Below are 17,572 nucleotides of genomic sequence, written 5' to 3'. Positions count from 1 at the left end.
GATCGGCTGCTGCGCCAAACCACGCCCGGCGCCGGACATTATCCGCGTTTGAACATCGCGTTGCCGGCATCGATACTCTCGACAACCGTACAAGCAACGAACGCCATGAGTGAAGACGACCTGATCGAAGCCAACCCCTGCAAACTGCGTAACGGCGACTGGGGCTGCAAAACGCAAGAGCCCGTTCAGGTGGGCGATACGGTGCAGATCGTCACCCGGGCCAACAAGCAATGGCCGGCGCAGATCACCCAAGTGGTATGGACCGATGGACAGGTCTGTATTTGTGCAACTGCCAGCGAAAAGCAGCAATCCAACGGCACCGACGACGCCCAAAAGCCGCCGCGCAAGAAGCCGGCGCAGAAGAGCGGGCAGGCCGCGCCCACCGCCCCTGCCGCCTGGGCCGACGCGGCGGAAGAAAATGCAGCGCCGGCCCCGCCCCGGTTCGACGTGCCGCCCACCGACGAACTCGATGCCATGGCCGACAGCGCGGCCGAACAGGGCGACGATGACGACGACCTGATGAACGCGCTCAGCGAGTTCGAGCGCGACCCCGGCTAAACGCTCGAGGCTCGTGTCAGCCTGACGCTCTGGCCGCCCGCCGGCTGGCATGAGCCGGCTAATGGAAAACACCACCGTGTGGGCCGGCCGCCGGCCGAGATGCGCGCCCTGGTGTTTAATCGGCTCTGGCGGCCGCGCTGGCGAATGCATCGGCCCGAATCACGCAGCCACACGAAGCCAACCCACCACCTGCTACAGCCGAGCCGGGCCGGGCAGCGCCCCATGCGTGGGCGCGGTCGGCGCGGCCACGATACTTGCGCCATGCGCACAGCCAACGCGTAACGCATGCCAAGGCGATCTTAAAAAAACAATCCTCCCGCCGATAGGAAGCCAGAATCTCGACATCCCTGCCACCAAAGACAGTGGACGAGCCGTTTGTTCATGGGCTCGGCACGCGTCCCCAATCTTTACGCGGACCATGAAACACTTACTGCATCGTATCGGTATCAGTCGCAAGTTCTTGCTGGCATTGAGCCTGCCCGCCTTGGCCATGCTCTACTTTGCCGTGACCGGCATCGTCGAACGCCAGCAACTCGTCGGCGAAATGAAGCGCCTGCAATCGTTGACCGCCGTGGCCCAGCAGGCCGGCGGGCTGGTGCATCAACTTCAGCTCGAGCGCGGCATGACCGCTGGCTTTCTGGGCAGCGCCGGCCAGAGCTTCGACAACGAACTGCGCGAACAACGCCCGGCCGTCGATAGCGCGGTCAAGTCCTTCATCAATCAGCTCGCCGCCCTGGACGACAATCACCTAAGCGCCGCCATCCGCGACCGGATCGACGACGCTCGGCAACGCCTGAATGCGACCGCCGCCATGCGCAGCCGCGTGGATGCGCTGTCGGTACCACTGGCGGATGCGCTGGGCCACTACACGAGCACCAACGCCGCGCTCATCGGCCTTGCCGGCGAACTGGGCGATATGACCAGCGAAGCCCCGATCGCACGCGCGCTGTCCGCCTACTACAATCTGCTGGAAGCCAAGGATCTCGCCGGTATCGAGCGCGCCGTGCTGGCAAACGCATTCGCCGCGGACGCGATGCCGCCGGCGCTGTACCGGCGCTTTCTCAACCTCATCGGTTCCGAGAGCGCGTTCCTGAAAGCATTCGACACGCTGGCTGCCCCGGCCATGCGCGACGCATATCAAACCGCCTTGTCCGGCCCCGAGATCGACCGTCTTGGCGGTCTGCGGCAACGCGCCATCGAGCGCGCTGACCAGGGCGGTTTCGGAGTGGATCCACAGCAGTGGTTCGACTGGCAAACGGTCAAGATCGGCCGGCTCAAGAGTGTGGAAGACACGGTTACCGCCGATATCGTCAGCATGGCCGAGGCCTTGCGCAGCCAGGCCCGAACCGACCTCTGGGCTTATGCCGCCATCGCGATTCTGGCATCGCTGCTGACGCTGGCGCTGACCACGGCCATCGTGCGCGCGATCGTAGGCCCGCTCAAACGCGCACTGCATGACATCACCCATCGCGATGGCGATCTGAGTCAGCGGCTGGCGGTGCCCGGCACCGACGAACTATCGCAGCTCTATCGCGCTTTCAACGAGGCGACCGAAAGCACCGCCCAGCTGGTGCGAAACATTCAGCGCAGCGCCCTGTCGGTGGAAGTGGCCAGCGGGGAAATCTCCCAGGGCAATCAGGACCTGGCGCAACGAACCGAGCAGCAGTCGGCCTCCATCGAGGAAACCGCTGCCAGCCTTGAGGAAATCAACGCCACGGTCCGCCACACGGCGGAGAACGCGGGCGAGGCACAGCGTCTGTCCGAAGACGTGTCCGAGCAGGCCTCTCAGGCGCGTACGATCGCCGACAACGCACGCAAGGCGATGAACGATATCCATAGCGCCAACCAGGAAGTCACCGACATCGTCGAAGCGATCGACGGCATCGCCTTCCAGACCAACCTGCTGGCCCTGAACGCCTCGGTAGAGGCGGCCCGGGCCGGTGAACACGGCCGCGGCTTTGCCGTGGTTGCCTCGGAAGTACGCCAGCTCGCCAGCCGCAGCGCGAACGAAGCCCAGCGTATCCGCCAGTTGATCGAACGCAACGTATCGACCATCGATACGGGCAACAGGCTGGTGGGCGATACGCACACCACGTTGACGGATATCGCCTCGCGTATCCGCCAGGTTGCCGCACTGGTGACCGATATATCGAGCGCCACGAACGAACAGTCGCAGGGGATCGAACAGATCAACCAGGCCATTGCGCAGCTGGAATCGGTGACGCAGCAGAACTCGGCCCTGGTCGAACAGGTGGCCGCGGCCAGCAAGTCGCTCGACGAGCAGGCGGTGGAGATGACCCGCGAAGTCGGCCAGTTCACGGTCGACGACCTGGCACCGGCCCACGCGGACGCCACGCACACGCATGGTTCGCCCGTAGCGACGTCCCGCGCGCCGTCCGGCGGCATGGCGGGCGCACTCGCCCTGGGCAGCTAGCGCTGACGCAGGCCAGGGGCGACGGCGCCGATCCGCGAAGTGCGGTCGGCGCTTTTTTTATGCGGCCGGTTTATGCGACCAGGCCTTGCAGGCCCCTTCAAACACCCGGCATACACAGGCCGACGGCCCGCCCGCTGACGGGGCTGGCGTGACCGCGACGATGGGCCCATGGTCTGGCGTTATCCACGACTACGACAGGCATTCTGTTCGGACACGGCGGCTGGGCCTGCATGACCCGATAACCGCGGGCGTCGGTCTTGGCGCGTGCTCCGCGGGCCGACACGGCGGCGTTTCACCAACGCCCCCCTTGCGCGCCCGTCTGAACTAGTCGCCCAGAAAGCCGCTCTCCGTGCGATTGCGGCCGAGACTCTTGGCGCGATACAAGGCCTGGTCGGCGGCATCGATCGGTTCCCGTTTAGGCGCGCCAGGCGTCCAGTCGAGCGTATCGAACCGGCTGTAGCCGATGCTCACGGTGACGATGCCGAACGCGTCGGGGCGATAGGCATGCTCGATTGCCAGTGCTTCGACGGCGGCTCGCAGCCGCTCGGCCGCCGTCCGGATATAGGCCGCGTCGGCCTGCGGCAACAGGATCATGAATTCTTCACCGCCGTAGCGCGCCACTATGTCGAAATCGCAGCGCGTGGCACCACGCAGGGCAGTGCCTATGGCATGCAGCGTTCTGTCGCCAAGCAGATGGCCGTAGTGGTCGTTGTAGAGCTTGAAATAGTCGATATCGCATAGCACGACGCCGACGGTCGCATCGGGCGTCTGCGACCAGCGCACCAGAAAGGCGTCCACGGCGCGACGATTGGGCAACTCGGTGAGCGCATCGGTCGCACTCAGACGCTCGAGTTCCCGATTCGTCCTTCGCAGGCTCTGCTCGACGACGTCAATCTGATGCCTAAACAACAGCATGAAGGCGCTGATCAAAGCGACGGCGGCGGCCGCACTGAAGCCGAACGCCACGGAACGCGCCGTATCGGGCACGAGCAACGGCACCGTGCCGTTGCCGAAATACTGATCACAGATCCAGAACAGCAGCACGTTGGCAAACGCCAGCGCGCCGATCGTCGTGGCCCGGGCCCGTTCGAACAACAGCGGCAGAATGCTTACGATCGTGAAGTAGAACAGGTGTACGCCCAGACCACGGCCCAGATACCAGGTCACAACCGCGAGTTGGATCATCGCGACTAAGACGACGAAATTGCGTGCCGAATCGTGCCGGCGACGGTGGTTGGCCCGCAGTGTCCACAGATAGCCCGACATGATCACGACATTGCTGGCGAACACCGGCGCATAATAGGTAAACGCCGTACAGGCATAGAACAGCTGATAAGGCAGGGTTGTCACGGCACCGAACACGGCGAGCTGATTGCTGAGCATGATTCGCCGTCGCATGGCCGGATCGGTGTCGCGGGCCCCGATCTTCCAGAGTTTGGCCAACCATTTCAGCATTGTATCGGGGCCGCCGTCCTTGGCCGGCATTGAAGGTGTTCGCGCGGGTATCGGCCGCACGCGATCCGCCGCAGGCCAAGCCAGACCACGGCTGCGCAGGGTGCGGCGCTATGCTTGCCACCGCTGTCTTATCGGTATCGGCCGATGCGGGCAGAACCTGATCACGCCGCGCGTCGTTTCAACGGCAAGCGCCTACCAAAGAACGCCTTTAACCGGCTGGGTCGCCGGCGGGGCCGGCCTGTCGATCGATTCCATGAGATCGATTTCGATGGTGGTACACATGGCCTCGAGCGGCAGATCGTGCGCGTTGTTGGCAAACGGATCGACCAGTTCATCGCCGATGTGCAGGGCGGCCAGAAACATCAGCGCGACCAGCGACGAGCCGATGGGCGTGAATATGCCCAGATACGGCGCGATGCCAATGGGCAGCAGGATACAGAAAAGGCGTACGAACAGCTGCGGGAAAAACCGATACTGCATGGGCAGCGGCGTTTTCTTGATGCGCTCCATACCGCCCTGCGAATTGGCGATATCAACATTCACCGCTTCCATGCGCGACTGCTGGATCGTATCGATATAGCCGTGCGCCAACGCCTGGCCGGCCAGACGCCCGTTTTCGTTGAGCAGGGCGTTGGCCGCATTGGTGTAGGCAAGCACGCGTTCGGCCCGCTCGGGCGGCAGCAGCCGATAGGCCGGCTCCGAGCGATCCGTACCGCGCAGCTGGCAGCGCAGGATATGCACGTAGGCGGCCTGATTGACCACCATCGCCTCACGCAGCTCGCGTGCCCGTGCATCGGCCGAGTCGATACACGACAGGGCCAGGCGCGTGATATTGCGGGACGCGTTGATCATCAGCCCCCACAGCACCCGGCCTTCCCACCAGCGCGCATACGCCGAGTTCGATCGAAACCCCAGAAACAGCACGATGACCGTGCCGAACAGGGTGAGCGTGGTTCGCGACAAGGCCGACGACTGAAATTCCTGGTAGCGCTCGGGCTGGGCGAAATACAACAGCGTAATCAGCACGTCCCAGATGAACATCAGCAGCAGCGGCCACCAGATGCCTTTCAGGATATGACGGAAGCCCGGAATGGTGGGAATGATCATTGTTCAGGCGCGCACCTCGGGGCGATCGCTAAATGGCAACGGGCGATCGCGCTGCGGCGCAGCAATCAATCGCGGTCGACTTACTTGCTTGACCGCGAATAGGCGCGCTCGTTCGCCTCGCCCGGCAAATCGCCGGATCGCCAACGCGGCCCAAGGCCCGCCCAGGTCGTTTCGAGCGCTTCAGCGCCTGCGTTCGCGCTTACACCAGCCGATGGTCGTCGCGCTTGAAGTTCTCGGCCATGCGACGGTAGGTGAACGTAAAGCCCGGGAACATAGCCGTCACGCGACCGGAAGCGCTCTTGTACCAGCTGTTACAGCCGCCGGTATGCCAGACGGTCTGCGCCATTTCGTCATGGATCTTCGCGGTATAACGCGCCTCGGCTTCGGGCGTGACCTCGATCTGGCCAGCGTCGCTTTTGAGCACCTTCTCCACGCACTGGATGATGTATTTCAGCTGCGATTCGATCATGAAGATATGCGAGGTATGGCCGATGCCGGTATTCGGCCCGGTGCCGATGAACAGATTGGGAAAACCCGGAATTGCGGTGCCGAGATAGGCCCGCGGATAGTCGGCCCAGAAATCGGCGAGCGTCTTGCCGTGGCGGCCGATCACGGGGTAGGAAATCATGCCGTCGGTTGCGTCGTAGCCGGTAGACCAGACGATACAGTCCAGATCGATTGCTTCGCCCTGCTTCGTGCGGATACCCGTTTCGGTGACTTCTTCGATGCCGTCTTGCGCGTCGTGCAGGGTGACGTTGTCACGCATGAGCGCCGGGTAGAGCGTGTTCGAGAGAATGATGCGCTTGCAGCCGATGGTGAAATCCGGCGTAAGCCTGGCGCGCAGCGCCTCATCCGGCACCTGTTCTTCGAGATGCTTGTCGGCCTTTCGCTGGGCGATGAGGTTGAGCATGGTGCGCGAATACTTGAAGCCGATGATGCGCGACTCCAGCCCCCAGTAGATCGCGGTGCGTACCGCCTTGTAGACCGGCTTGATCGACAGAAGCCGCCGCGTGAGCGCGCCGAACTTGCGGTCCGGTCGCGGAATGACCCAGTGCGGGCTACGCTGGAACACGTGCAGTTCGGCGACGTCGGGCGCGATGGCCGGAATGATCTGGGCCGCGCTCGCGCCGCTGCCGATGATGGCCAGGCGTTTGCCGCGGTGATCGAAGTCGTGGTTCCAGTCATTGGTATGAAAGCTTTCGCCCTTGAAACGCTCACGCCCCGGAAAATTCGGGATGACAGGCGTCGATAGCGGCCCGGACGCGTTGATGAGCACGCGTGCGCGAATCGTGGGCCGGTCGGCCACCTGGATATACCAGACGCCCTCGTCCTCCTGCCAGGCCACCTGTTCGACGTTGTGAGATAGACGGGTTTTCTCGCGCAGGCCGTATTTGTCGATGACGTGTGCGGTGTATTCGGCCAGCTCCTCGCGCTCGGCGAACATCTGCGTCCAGGGCCAGGGCTCGAACGACAACGAATACAGCGGCGACTGCACGTCCACGGCCGCGCCGGGGTAGCTGTTCTGCTGCCAGGTGCCGCCCATGAAATCGCGCCGCTCGAGCATCAGGAAGTCGTCGATATCGCGGCGCAGCAGGTTCACCGCCGTGGCCTGGCCACCAAAACCCGTACCGATGATGACGACCGGCCAGATGCGTTCTTCAATCGAACCGGCGCCGGCGGTCGCAGTATCGCTGGTATCCATTCACGTTCTCCATGCTTGTTAGAGGCCAAGTCGCTCAGCCGCTCAATGCCACATGGTCAGCTTACAGCGTCCACAAACCGGCTCAGACCGAAGGATCGCACCGACCCGCTTGAGCTTCAGACGGCACCGCCGGTCCAGGGCTCTACTCATACGCTGGCCTGCGTTCTGCCGCCGCCTTGACCGCTTTGGCTTTGCCTCGACAAAGGCAGCCCAGCGCGATGGCCCGTCGTACACCCGGCGGTCGCCACGCCCGCATCATCATGCCGGAGCGTCACAGTTCGACTGAGTGCCGAGTGCTGCCATTTTATCGAGACTTCTAGCCTCAGCAGGCGCCTTCTACACTTCTCTAACTGCATTCTGGCGCCAGTCTGACGGATTTTTCTCAAGTATTGCTCGCGGCGAGCCGATGTTGCCGTCATGCGCCCAATAAAACTCATATACCCAGAACGGGCAGCGGCGCCTAACGGGGAGAAAAAGACGTGTTCAAATCGGAGGCAGCTTGCCATAAAACCGCGCTAATCAAGGCTATTCATCGATCCATGGCCGTGATCGAATTCGATCCGCAGGGCAAGATCCTGTGCGCCAATAGCGCGTTTCTGGAAACCACCGGTTATGACGCCGAGTCGATCATCGGCCAGCATCACAGCCTGCTTTGTTCTCGGGAATACGCACAAAGCGCGGATTACGCAGCGTTCTGGGCGCGGCTTCGCGAAGGCGAGTTCGTCAACGGCCGCTGCGAACGTTTGACCCAGGCTGGCGAGCGCCTGTGGCTGGAGGCTTCTTACAACCCTATCCACGACCGGCGCGGGCGCGTCGTTCGCGTGATCAAGATCGCAACCGACATCACGGCGAAGGTTAACGAAGAACAGGAAGTCAGCCGGCGGCTGCGGGCTATCAACCGCTCCATGGCGGTCATCGAATTTACGCCGAGTGGGCAAATCCTGACCGCCAACGACAACTTTCTGGCCACCGTGGGTTATACGCTGATGAGATCGTCGGTGCTCATCATCGCATCTTCTGCGGTCGCGAGTTGGCCAGTAGCGCCGAGTATCGCGATTTCTGGGCACGACTCAACGAAGGCAAGTTCATGGCGGGGCAATTCAAACGCTACGACCACGCCGGCCGAGTGCTGTGGCTGGAAGCCACCTACAACCCGATCTTTGACGAAGACGGCCAACTCTACAAAATCATCAAATTCGCCAGCGACATCACCGAGCGGGTCGACCGCGAAAGCGAAAGCATACGCACCGCCTGCCGTATTTCCGCCGACACCGAAACCGAAGCCGGCGCCGGCCAGCGCGTTATCGACGACACGGTGTGTGAAATCCGCAGCATGGCCGATCAGATCAGCGTCACCTCGAACCTGCTCGGCGAACTGGCCGGGCAGACGGACGCCATCACGGTCATCGTGGAAACCATTCGCTCGATTGCGTCGCAAACCAATATGTTTTCGTTGAACGCAGCCGTCGAAGCTGCACGAGCCGGCGAGCACGGCCGCGGCTTTTCCGTGGTGGCCCACGAAGTACGCCAGCTGGCGCACAGAACCGCCGAAGCGGCGAGCGAAATCTCCGAGATGATCGGCAAGCTGCAGACACTTTCCGGCGACGCCACGACCAGCATGCAAAACTGTCGCGGCAGCGTCGATCGAGGCGTCGATATGGCCCGCCATGCCGGCGAGGCCATCGTGCGCATTAGCGACTGCACCAACGGGTTGGTTACCGCGGTACGCAACATGGCCACCACCGCAAATCTCGATGATGCGAAAGCGCTACACCAGGGAAGACCCTGTAGTTCATCCCCTACACAGACGCGGCCGCCGCGCGCAGCCGCGAACCACGATGAGATCAGCGACGCTGACGCCGCCGCCAAAGCGCCAGGCGGTGAGGAATCGAATACCGTGCGCATCGCCTCGTAACGGCCGTATCAATTCTTCGCTATTGCGAGACGATCAAGGTAACGCTTGCCAGACTAACGAATCCGGCGCCGGACACCGCGTGCACCCATCAAGCAGCCGGTCCAAGTGCATAGCTGGCGACATCTCAGTTTCGTTAATCTCGATATAGGGTCAGTTTTTGACCCCTGTCGCAAATGCCATACCTCGTCTGCGGGTCACTCGGCCGACTCATCGCCAAGATCGCGCTACGAGCTAGAACGTACCCGTGCACGGACGACGCGCCATCTGCGTCGAAGCCTGACAGGCACTACGACCTGGGCAAGAGTCAGGCCAGCCAATAGGCGCCCGGTGGCGGTAGCCGACCAGCCCGGCTGCACAGATAACGGCGGCAGCCATGCAAGCATCCGCGCATAGGCCGAGGTGCCGCTCCCAATAAAGAACGCAGGCGCCACGCCCAGGCAGAGGCAAACTGTAGCGACCCGGACACCGGTCTGCGAACGGACAGCACTGTCGCGACGCACCAGCCTCCAGATGCCCGTTGCTCTCACCGCGAACACCGCCCAGATGCTCAAGAAAGACGGCCATCGGATGGCGCGAGCGATCGGGGCAACCGCCGAAGACGTCAACATGGCGCCTCACATCACTCCGGCCGTACAAAGGAAGTCCAACAACGCCGTCGATGCCTCTCCCGTCTCGTGGACTCGATCAACCGAGAGCACGAGAAATTGCACCGGCGACATCTGCTACGCGTGTTTTGAGGGGCGCGGCATATCCGCCGACGGTTTCACCGCAAAAACCCCTCGTTGCGAAGTGTCACACAAGCAGACCTAGACAAAAGTAGTATGTTCGCTTAATTATTGCCCACGAAAACGCTTGGCTTATCTCGCGCTTCGAGAGGCTCTGGAGCACCGCTGCCGTGTCGCAGTCGGAACTTAAACCTACCGTCTCCAGGACAAGCAGGCGCCGGTGATCGTAAGACCTCGCACCCAGAGCAAGTTGTTCGCACAAGAAAACGGACCGGGGAGCTGGCTTTGAAACACGTCATTTCCGTCTCGATGGGCCCGTCCGCGCAGGACTATTCCCTTAAAACCAAATTTTTGGGTAAGGACTTCACCGTCACCCGCCAGGGCGCGGACGGCGACGAGGATCGCGCCTGGGATCTGCTGCGCCGCGCGCAGTCCCACGCCGATGCGGTGGGGCTGGGTCTGATCCGCGACTACTGCGACGTGGGCACGCGGCGTTTCGTGGATAAAGACAAGCTGCTGAAGGTGGTAACACGGGTACCGGCGACCACCGGCGCGCATCTGCGTCGCATGCTGCAGCTGCGAGCGGTGCGCCATGTGCATAAAACGTTGGGCAGCTACTTCAACAACAGCCGGGTATTGTTCATGTCCGGCAGCGTGAACTACGACATCGCCGTCGAGATGTCGCATTACACGCCCAATTTAAGTTTTGCCGACGCGCTGTTACAGACGGGCACGCCCACCATGTTGTCGTCTTTGGCACAGCTGGAACTGTTCGCCACCGGCAGCACCATGGCCAACGGCATCTGGGCGACACGCAAGCTAGGTGCCGTGCTGCCCAGGCTGGCGAAGATCAAGCAGCGCCTGCTGGCCCAGGAAATGGCCAAGTCGCATGTGATTGTCGGCGCGATTGAGGATATCCGCTCCTTTGCTGGCGACGGCAATCTAAAGGGCAAGACCCTGCTCAGCTCGGCGATCGATGAACAGAGCCTGGCCTGGCTGAAGGCACAGGAGGCCAATCTCGCGATCGATATCTGCCCGCAGCCGTTCAAGCAAGTGGTCGACGTCGACGTGATCGAGGCGATGATCCTTGCGGCGACCGAGCTTGAGCCGCAGGAGCTCTCGGACGAAACACGGGCCGGCATCATCGACGAGCTGGAGCTCACCGCGCAGCTGCTGCACCCCACCGGGCACTTCCGCAACGTGCGCCGTTTCGCGTTCATTATCCATCCGCTCAGCCAGCAAGCGATCCGGAAGGGTTTACCGCTGCTACCGAAATCCACACCCAAGCGCCTGATGGATCAGGTCGAAAAAGCCGCTGCCATGTTGCCACCCATGGAGTACTGCAAGATGACGAACATCATCTCGCCGACCGGCGCGGAAGCGGAGGGCTGGCTGATTGCGGTAGGTGGCACGCCCAAGGAGATGCTCGCCCGTAGCCCGGAATTCACCTATCGCCGGCTGCTCGCGGCCGCGGACAAGGCACAGAAGATGGGCGCCCAGATCATCGGCCTGGGCGCATTCACGAAGGTTGTCGGTGACGCGGGCATGACTGTGGCCCAGCGCGCGAACCTGCCGGTGACCACCGGCAATAGTTACTCGGCGTCCGGCGCGCTCTGGGCCGCCGCCGACGCGATGCGCCGCATGGGCCTGGTGGAAACGCCGAAAGGTGGCCGCGTACAGGCCAAGGCCATGGTGATCGGCGCGACCGGCTCGATCGGCTCGGTGAGCGCGCGCCTGCTGGCGATGACGTTCGACGAGGTCTATCTCGGCGGCCGCGATCAGGACAAGCTCAAGGCGCTGAAGGCATCCATCCTCGAAGAGACGCCCGAGGCGAAAGTGGTCGCGGCGGCCGACTACGAGGGGCATTTAGCCGAGATGGATATGATCGTCACCACGACCTCGGGCGCCGGCAAGAAGGTGCTGGACATCACCCGCGTCAAACCCGGCTGCGTAATCACCGACGTGGCCCGCCCGCTCGACCTGCCGCCCGAGGAATGCGCCAAGCGGCCGGACGTTCTGGTGATCGAATCCGGCGAAATCGAACTGCCCTCCAAGGTCCGCGGCATGCGCGATATCGCCCTGCCGGAAAACATCGTTTATGCCTGTCTCGCAGAGACCATCGTGCTGGCGTTGGAAGGTCGCTTCGAAGCGTTTACGGTCGGCCGCGATACCGAGTGGCGCAAGGTCAAGGAGATTTACAAGCTCGGCCTCAAGCACGGCATGAAGCTGGCCCCTATCGCGGGCGTGAACGGCGTTTATACGGACGAGGATATCGCCAGGGTCGTCGAGCTGGCGCGCGAACGGCGCAAGACCTGGAAGTCCGGCTAGGGGCTGCGACCAGACTGGCCGAACATCTCGCGATATCTGGCGCGATCTCTGGCGACAGGATGCTTCATCCCGGATTGCGGAAACCGATTAGCCCAAGGCTTTGAGCCGGCGCCACGAATTCGACATACAACACCCGAATGACCCTTCATCGCGGGGCAGTACAGCTTCACCGGGATAGCCAGTGGCGGCGCGGCTCAAGGACCGGATCGTTGTCGCCGCGCCGCCTGAACCTGTACTCAGATACCCGGGCGGCGTTGGTGCCAATCCGTCGCCGCCTCGTAGGCCGCACCCAGACGCAACACCGTGGATTCGTCGAAGGGACGACCGATCGCCTGGAAACCAATCGGCAAGCCGTTTTCGGTGAAACCGCAGGGCACGCTCATGGCCGGCAGCCCGGTGACGTTGCCGGGTACGGCAAAGCGTGTATAGGCCGACATCAGCGATTCTTCGCGGCCGTTGGGCCAGGTGACGGACTCGGTGCCTGCAGTGACCGCCGGGGCCGTGGTGGTGGGTGCGACGATGACATCGACCTGCTTGTAGAGCTGGCTGAATTGCTGCTGGATGAGGTGGCGCACGCGCTGGGCACGAATATAGGCCGTTGCCGGCACGAGTTCGCCCGCCTCGAGCAGCACGCGCACGTCGTCGTTATACAGCTCGGCCTTCTCGCGCAGCATATCGCGATGATAATCACTGGCTTCGGGCATCATGATGCCGAACTCCACAGGCACGAACTGATCGGCCATGGGCAGTTCGACCTCGACCAGTTCGGCCCCGAGTGCCTGGAGCTGCTCGTAGGCCTGGCGCACCGCGGCTTCGATTTCGGTGTCCACCCGGTCGAAGAAATAGTTCTTCGGCACGCCGACGCGTAGACCCTGGATGCCGTCGTGCAAGCCGGCCAGATAATCTGGCACCGGCTCGTTGACGCTGCCGGGGTCGCGCGGGTCGTAGCCGGCCAATGCCTGCAGCGAAAGCGCTGCGTCTTCGACCGTACGCGTCAGTGGCCCAGCATGATCCAGCCCCCAGGAGAGCGAGGTAATACCGGCACGGCTGACACGCCCAAATGTCGGCTTCAGCCCCACGGTGCCGCACAACCCGGCCGGAATGCGAATGGAGCCGCCGGTATCGCTGCCCATGGCCATGAACGCCCCGGCCGAAGCCACGGTGGCACCGGAGCCGCCGCTGGAGCCGCCCGGCGTGCGTTCGGTATCCCACGGGTTGCGCGTCGTCGGCGTGCTGATGCCGTAGGCGAATTCGTGGGTATGGGTCTTGCCGAGAATCACCGCCCCGGCCTGCTTCAGCCGTTCGGCGGCGGCGCTGTCGGTCGTCGGCGTCCAGTCTTCACGCACGCGCGACGAGGCGGTCGTGGGCACATTCGCCAGATCGTAGAGGTCCTTGAGGGCCACCGGCACGCCGTGCAATGGCCCACGCCAGTCGCCGGCAGCAATCTCCTGTTCGGCCTGGCGGGCAGCAGCACGGGCCTCGTCGGCCAATACGCGCACGTAGGCATTGAGCTTGGGCTCGGTGGCTTCGATGCGTTCGAGGCAGGCCTCGACGGCATCCACCGGCGACAGGTCGCGGGCCTTGAGTTTGGCGCCCAGCTCGGCAGCAGACAGCGAAAGCATATCGTTCATTGTTCTGCCTCCCAACGCGCATCGAAGGAATGCACCGGCACCGTTTCATCCACCTCTACGTCGTATAGGCGATCGAGCTGTTGCAGCACGCCGTCGAGCACTGGCCGCAACACTTCACGGCGCTCGGGCGAGAGTTCCAGCGCGGCCGCGGCGGCGAGCGTTTGTAACCGGGCATCATCCAGGGGCGGTCGAGACATCGCTAACCTCATATCGCTAAAGCAGTTCCTGTGAAACTACTACGCGCAAAAATTGCGGTAAAGCGCGATTAGGGCGCATCAGCGGCGCGCTTACGCTAACCCCGCTCGTCACCGCCGAAGCCTAGCAAGCGCGATCGACAGCCGGCGCGTCATCCGGGCGTCGGGCGAATAACTCGAAAAGCGTTGTCGCAATTACGACTCGTCACACCGGCGCAGCCTTGCCCACCACAGCGCCTACGCTTTGCCGGCGAGCCGTTCGCCGTAGCTGCTGGGCCTGAAGTTCGGGTCCAGCCGCTTACGCACGGCCAAGTAGAGCTTGTTGATCAGGTAACAGCCCAGCGCGACGATCGCGAAATCGGCGAGCAACGCCAGGAACAGAACCATCAACCCCGTTTGCAGCCATTGTTCGGTCGGGAAAAAATATAGATACCCCAACGCCCCGATAACAATGCAGCCAATCGTACCCGCGAACGTGCTTATGCTCTCGCGAATCAAGTAGTGACGGCCATGCCGATTAAACACGGTATGGATATCGATGTAGTCCGCGAGATAAACAACGAGCGCTTCCTTGTGCGGGGCAACGCTTGCGCCACCTGTTTTCTGCTTCGAGCGGGTTTCGATAAAAATGACGTCCAGCTCGGTTTCGCGATAGCCGTTTTTCTCGGTAGCCACAAAAGGAAGCAGCGACGTGGAAGGCGGCAACCAGAGCGTGATGTCGCCGACGAAGAACTCTTCCGCGCGGGAGTTTTTGACCCGATGCGTGATGTAGGTGACAGGGCCTTTCACGGTGCACACCGTATTGCCCAGGGCCGCACGCTTGCGAAGCCCCTGATTACCAATCCCCCGGCCGGCGTAGAGAGTGAGACCGATGGTCGGTATGCCCACAAACAATATGGCCAGAATTCCACCCCGCGCCAGGCCGAACGGTAGCGCCGCGATCAACAGGCACGCCAGGGCCAGGAGAAAGCCGCCAATCAGAACATAAGCGCGAAGCTGGAGCTTTTTGAGCGCCAATACCTGCTTCGCATACGCCTGTTCATTCGCCGTGATCTTCCGCTCCCCCTGAACAGTCACACGCGTGTCCATATCAATACGTTTCAATCAACGGTTATCGTGTTGGCGGGCAGAATATTGCCACGGTCGCGGTATCGAATGCGGTGAACTCTATTGCCGCATAGGCACCTGCCTTTGGGCGACGACACGCTCGTGCCAGCGAACCGTGGTACGCCGCGCTAACGAGATCGTTCAGCACTTCAAGTCGGTATTCGGCCCAGGCGAGAAAGTCAGACAGCATCGACCTGCCGCGCACGCCTTTCACCGGTTAACTATTCCGCGGTTCGTACACATGCTGAACCGGCGCGGCGATCGGGCGACAGTATATTTAGCTGGAGGACCTACGCCGTTCTTGGCGCTCGTCGCGATCTGAGCGATTGAGCCTAGGATACTGTCCCCCATCGCCGTCGAGGACGCAAATCGCGTCCAGCAGTAGATCGACATCGTCCATGCGGTCAACTAGCAAAACCCGGCAGCCCACAGCCAGAATCACCGGGCCAGCAAACAACGTTCGATCTCTTACGCCGACGCGACTCAGACGCAACGCGCCTCAGCCGACACGAAGAACATTACTCGCTCTCAAGGTATTTATGGAGTCTAGAGCAGTTCGGGAAAAGGCATAGGAATGAGATTAAGATACTCGCATTCCGGCTGAGCAAGGTCTCTCACTGGGCTTGTGGCCCACGATAGCCGACCCACGTCAACTCCACATTTATGCACCGAAGGCCAAGCTAGCGATCTTCGCTCTGCTTTATAGACTGAATTATCACTTTGAGACGTTCGAACAGAGCTTCGAATTCCGAAAATACGTCGTTCAATTCATTCTCTGGCAGTCGAATAATATCTTTACAGAGCTCTTTCTTATTAAGAGTCCTTATTATCGACTTTATTCCGTAACCGTCGTCTTTTACGTTCTCATCGGCATAGCTTTCTAGATCGATCGACTCCGGCAAATTAAGCAAGTTCTCGATTCCCTTAGAAATACCGCTTGAACTGGCGCAACTCGGACGATACTGCATAGAAAGCGCGGCTACGCCACGAAGGCGTATATCAGGTTTTCGAGTATCGCCATCATAAAGCAGAACTATCGTCTTATTTATCAAATCTGGATTAGACTTCACGAATGCCAAGACGTGATTCAACGCCTTATCGCCGGTAAATTCGGCGTCGCCACGATCATTAAGCGCGCCAACCCATTTTACTTCTGCATCTTCAATAGCCGGATTTAGAACATCAATAGCTTTATTTAAATACCACTCATCCGTCTCTCCTTCTACTAAAATCAAAGGCGACCGGTCGTCTAAATTAATTCCAATATTAAACGCGGACTGTACGACTTTTTCATGAGTCCACCCATAAAACGATGGATTCTTTTCGGAATATATTTCCCCAGCTTCGTCCCTTTTCAGCACAACCGGAAGACTTTTGTCATCATTTATATTGTGAAGAATAAAGGGAGAGTGAGTCGCCGCGATAATCTGACTCTCCGAACTACTGGCCCCCACGTTTGCTATAGTTTTATAGAACTCCATTACCCTAAGCTGCCAATCTGGATGCAAGCTAATTTCAGGCTCATCAATGAGCTTAAGCGCACCAGCTAAAGCCTCTGAGTCTTTTAAAAAGAACCCTCCACGGAAGACGATTTGTTTTTCACCAGAGCTTAAATCTTCAATAAAACACTCTTTTCCGCGATCGGAAAATACGACTTTCTTTACCCCCTTATAATTTCGAATTTCTTGATATTTTTTAGCAGGAAATATCAAATTAAACGCCTTTCGAAAACGTTTGATCCGCAAATCCAAAGCGGAATGGATCACCTCGTTTCCGACATTTTCACGCCCCCACCTAGTAAAATCAGCATCGTCTAAAGCCTGAACGTCGATTAAAAGCTGAGCAATCTCCGTAGCGAGATTTTCTGAGCTCTTACTACTCTCCGCACTTTCATCCAAAGCTTTCGACGATACTGAAGCTATGCTTTTAGGCGTAAAATTTATCGCAACATTTGAAAACAAAACCTTAAATAAATTTTGCGTATTGGGCTTCGAAAAAATGGCGTTTCGTAATTCTTTTTTATATCCATTAATTTCAGCAACTAGACTAAATTTACCCCAAGCTTCTCGCGACTCGTCTATAGTTAGCTCTATTTTACTACCAAGGACATCTCGACCTGAAAGGTTAGGGTCATCAACTTTACTCAAGACGTCCTGCTCTTTCGGCGAGAGAATCATTCCAATTTTTTGAACCCCTCCGTCTGAATCGGCGGGAGCAGGCTCCAATCTAGAAATTCGGTAAATAGCGTTGAGAATCGCGGTTTTTCCGGTTCCATTTTCGCCTGCAAGATAGACAACCGACGCAGGCTCGCAATTACTCAATCGAAAATCTAGACTCAAATCCCCTAAAATTGGATGCTGAACAAAATTCAACCAAAGTATTTTCATGCGACTAAATTGAAATATTTCGTGATATA

At 60.3% G+C, this 17,572-nt stretch carries 11 protein-coding genes and 1 pseudogene; 5 read left to right on the top strand and 7 right to left on the bottom strand.

The features are described from left to right. The first annotated feature begins 105 nt into the window (after nucleotides 1-105). Both C84B14_RS12760 and C84B14_RS12755 read left to right on the top strand, forming a co-directional pair. Nucleotides 106-558, top strand: a complete 453-nt coding sequence (locus C84B14_RS12760) for a hypothetical protein (RefSeq protein WP_353224608.1) — start codon at nucleotides 106-108, stop codon at nucleotides 556-558. A 418-nt stretch (nucleotides 559-976) separates the two neighbouring features. Then, nucleotides 977-2,992, top strand: coding sequence for a methyl-accepting chemotaxis protein (locus C84B14_RS12755; protein ID WP_353224606.1), 2,016 nt, complete (start codon nucleotides 977-979; stop codon nucleotides 2,990-2,992). A 324-nt stretch (nucleotides 2,993-3,316) separates the two neighbouring features. On the opposite strand, the gene C84B14_RS12750 is transcribed toward C84B14_RS12755, so the two are convergent. From C84B14_RS12750 to C84B14_RS12740, 3 genes are all read right to left on the bottom strand, one after another. Next, on the bottom strand, nucleotides 3,317-4,447 hold the full coding sequence (locus C84B14_RS12750) for a GGDEF domain-containing protein (protein ID WP_353224604.1): 1,131 nt from the start codon (nucleotides 4,445-4,447) through the stop codon (nucleotides 3,317-3,319). A gap of 192 nt (nucleotides 4,448-4,639) precedes the next feature. Beyond that, a complete protein-coding gene (locus C84B14_RS12745; protein WP_348765669.1) occupies nucleotides 4,640-5,554 on the bottom strand; it encodes a bestrophin family protein in 915 nt (304 codons plus the stop codon). A gap of 199 nt (nucleotides 5,555-5,753) precedes the next feature. Beyond that, entirely contained in the window at nucleotides 5,754-7,256 is a 1,503-nt protein-coding gene (locus C84B14_RS12740; protein ID WP_353224602.1) for a flavin-containing monooxygenase, read from the bottom strand. A 539-nt stretch (nucleotides 7,257-7,795) separates the two neighbouring features. On the opposite strand from C84B14_RS12740, the pseudogene C84B14_RS12735 reads away from it, so the two are divergent. From C84B14_RS12735 to C84B14_RS12725, 3 genes and pseudogenes are all read left to right on the top strand, one after another. Next, a pseudogene (locus C84B14_RS12735) lies at nucleotides 7,796-8,068 on the top strand (PAS domain S-box protein); the annotation flags it as partial. 107 nt (nucleotides 8,069-8,175) lie between these two features. Beyond that, a complete protein-coding gene (locus C84B14_RS12730; RefSeq protein WP_353224736.1) occupies nucleotides 8,176-9,171 on the top strand; it encodes a methyl-accepting chemotaxis protein in 996 nt (331 codons plus the stop codon). A 1,010-nt stretch (nucleotides 9,172-10,181) separates the two neighbouring features. Then, entirely contained in the window at nucleotides 10,182-12,224 is a 2,043-nt protein-coding gene (locus C84B14_RS12725) for a DUF8754 domain-containing protein (protein WP_353224601.1), read from the top strand. A 236-nt stretch (nucleotides 12,225-12,460) separates the two neighbouring features. Here C84B14_RS12725 and C84B14_RS12720 read toward each other — a convergent pair whose 3' ends face one another. The 4 genes from C84B14_RS12720 to C84B14_RS12705 form a co-directional block, all read right to left on the bottom strand. After that, a complete protein-coding gene (locus tag C84B14_RS12720; protein WP_353224599.1) occupies nucleotides 12,461-13,855 on the bottom strand; it encodes an amidase in 1,395 nt (464 codons plus the stop codon). Next, nucleotides 13,852-14,052, bottom strand: coding sequence for a hypothetical protein (locus C84B14_RS12715; protein WP_353224597.1), 201 nt, complete (start codon nucleotides 14,050-14,052; stop codon nucleotides 13,852-13,854). The genes C84B14_RS12720 and C84B14_RS12715 overlap by 4 nt, the downstream gene beginning before the upstream one ends. Nucleotides 14,053-14,286: 234 nt before the next feature. Continuing rightward, on the bottom strand, nucleotides 14,287-15,153 hold the full coding sequence (locus tag C84B14_RS12710) for a hypothetical protein (RefSeq protein ID WP_353224595.1): 867 nt from the start codon (nucleotides 15,151-15,153) through the stop codon (nucleotides 14,287-14,289). Nucleotides 15,154-15,836: 683 nt separating this feature from the next. After that, nucleotides 15,837-17,543 carry an AAA family ATPase gene (locus tag C84B14_RS12705; protein ID WP_353224593.1) on the bottom strand — a complete coding sequence of 569 codons (1,707 nt, stop codon included), beginning with the start codon at nucleotides 17,541-17,543 and terminating at the stop codon, nucleotides 15,837-15,839. Nucleotides 17,544-17,572 lie beyond the last annotated feature (29 nt).

Source organism: Salinisphaera sp. C84B14, assembly GCF_040361435.1.
Classification (GTDB): Bacteria; Pseudomonadota; Gammaproteobacteria; order Nevskiales; family Salinisphaeraceae; genus Salinisphaera.
The sequence above is the reverse complement of the archived record's forward strand: the minus strand, read 5'-3'. Positions and strand labels throughout refer to the sequence as shown.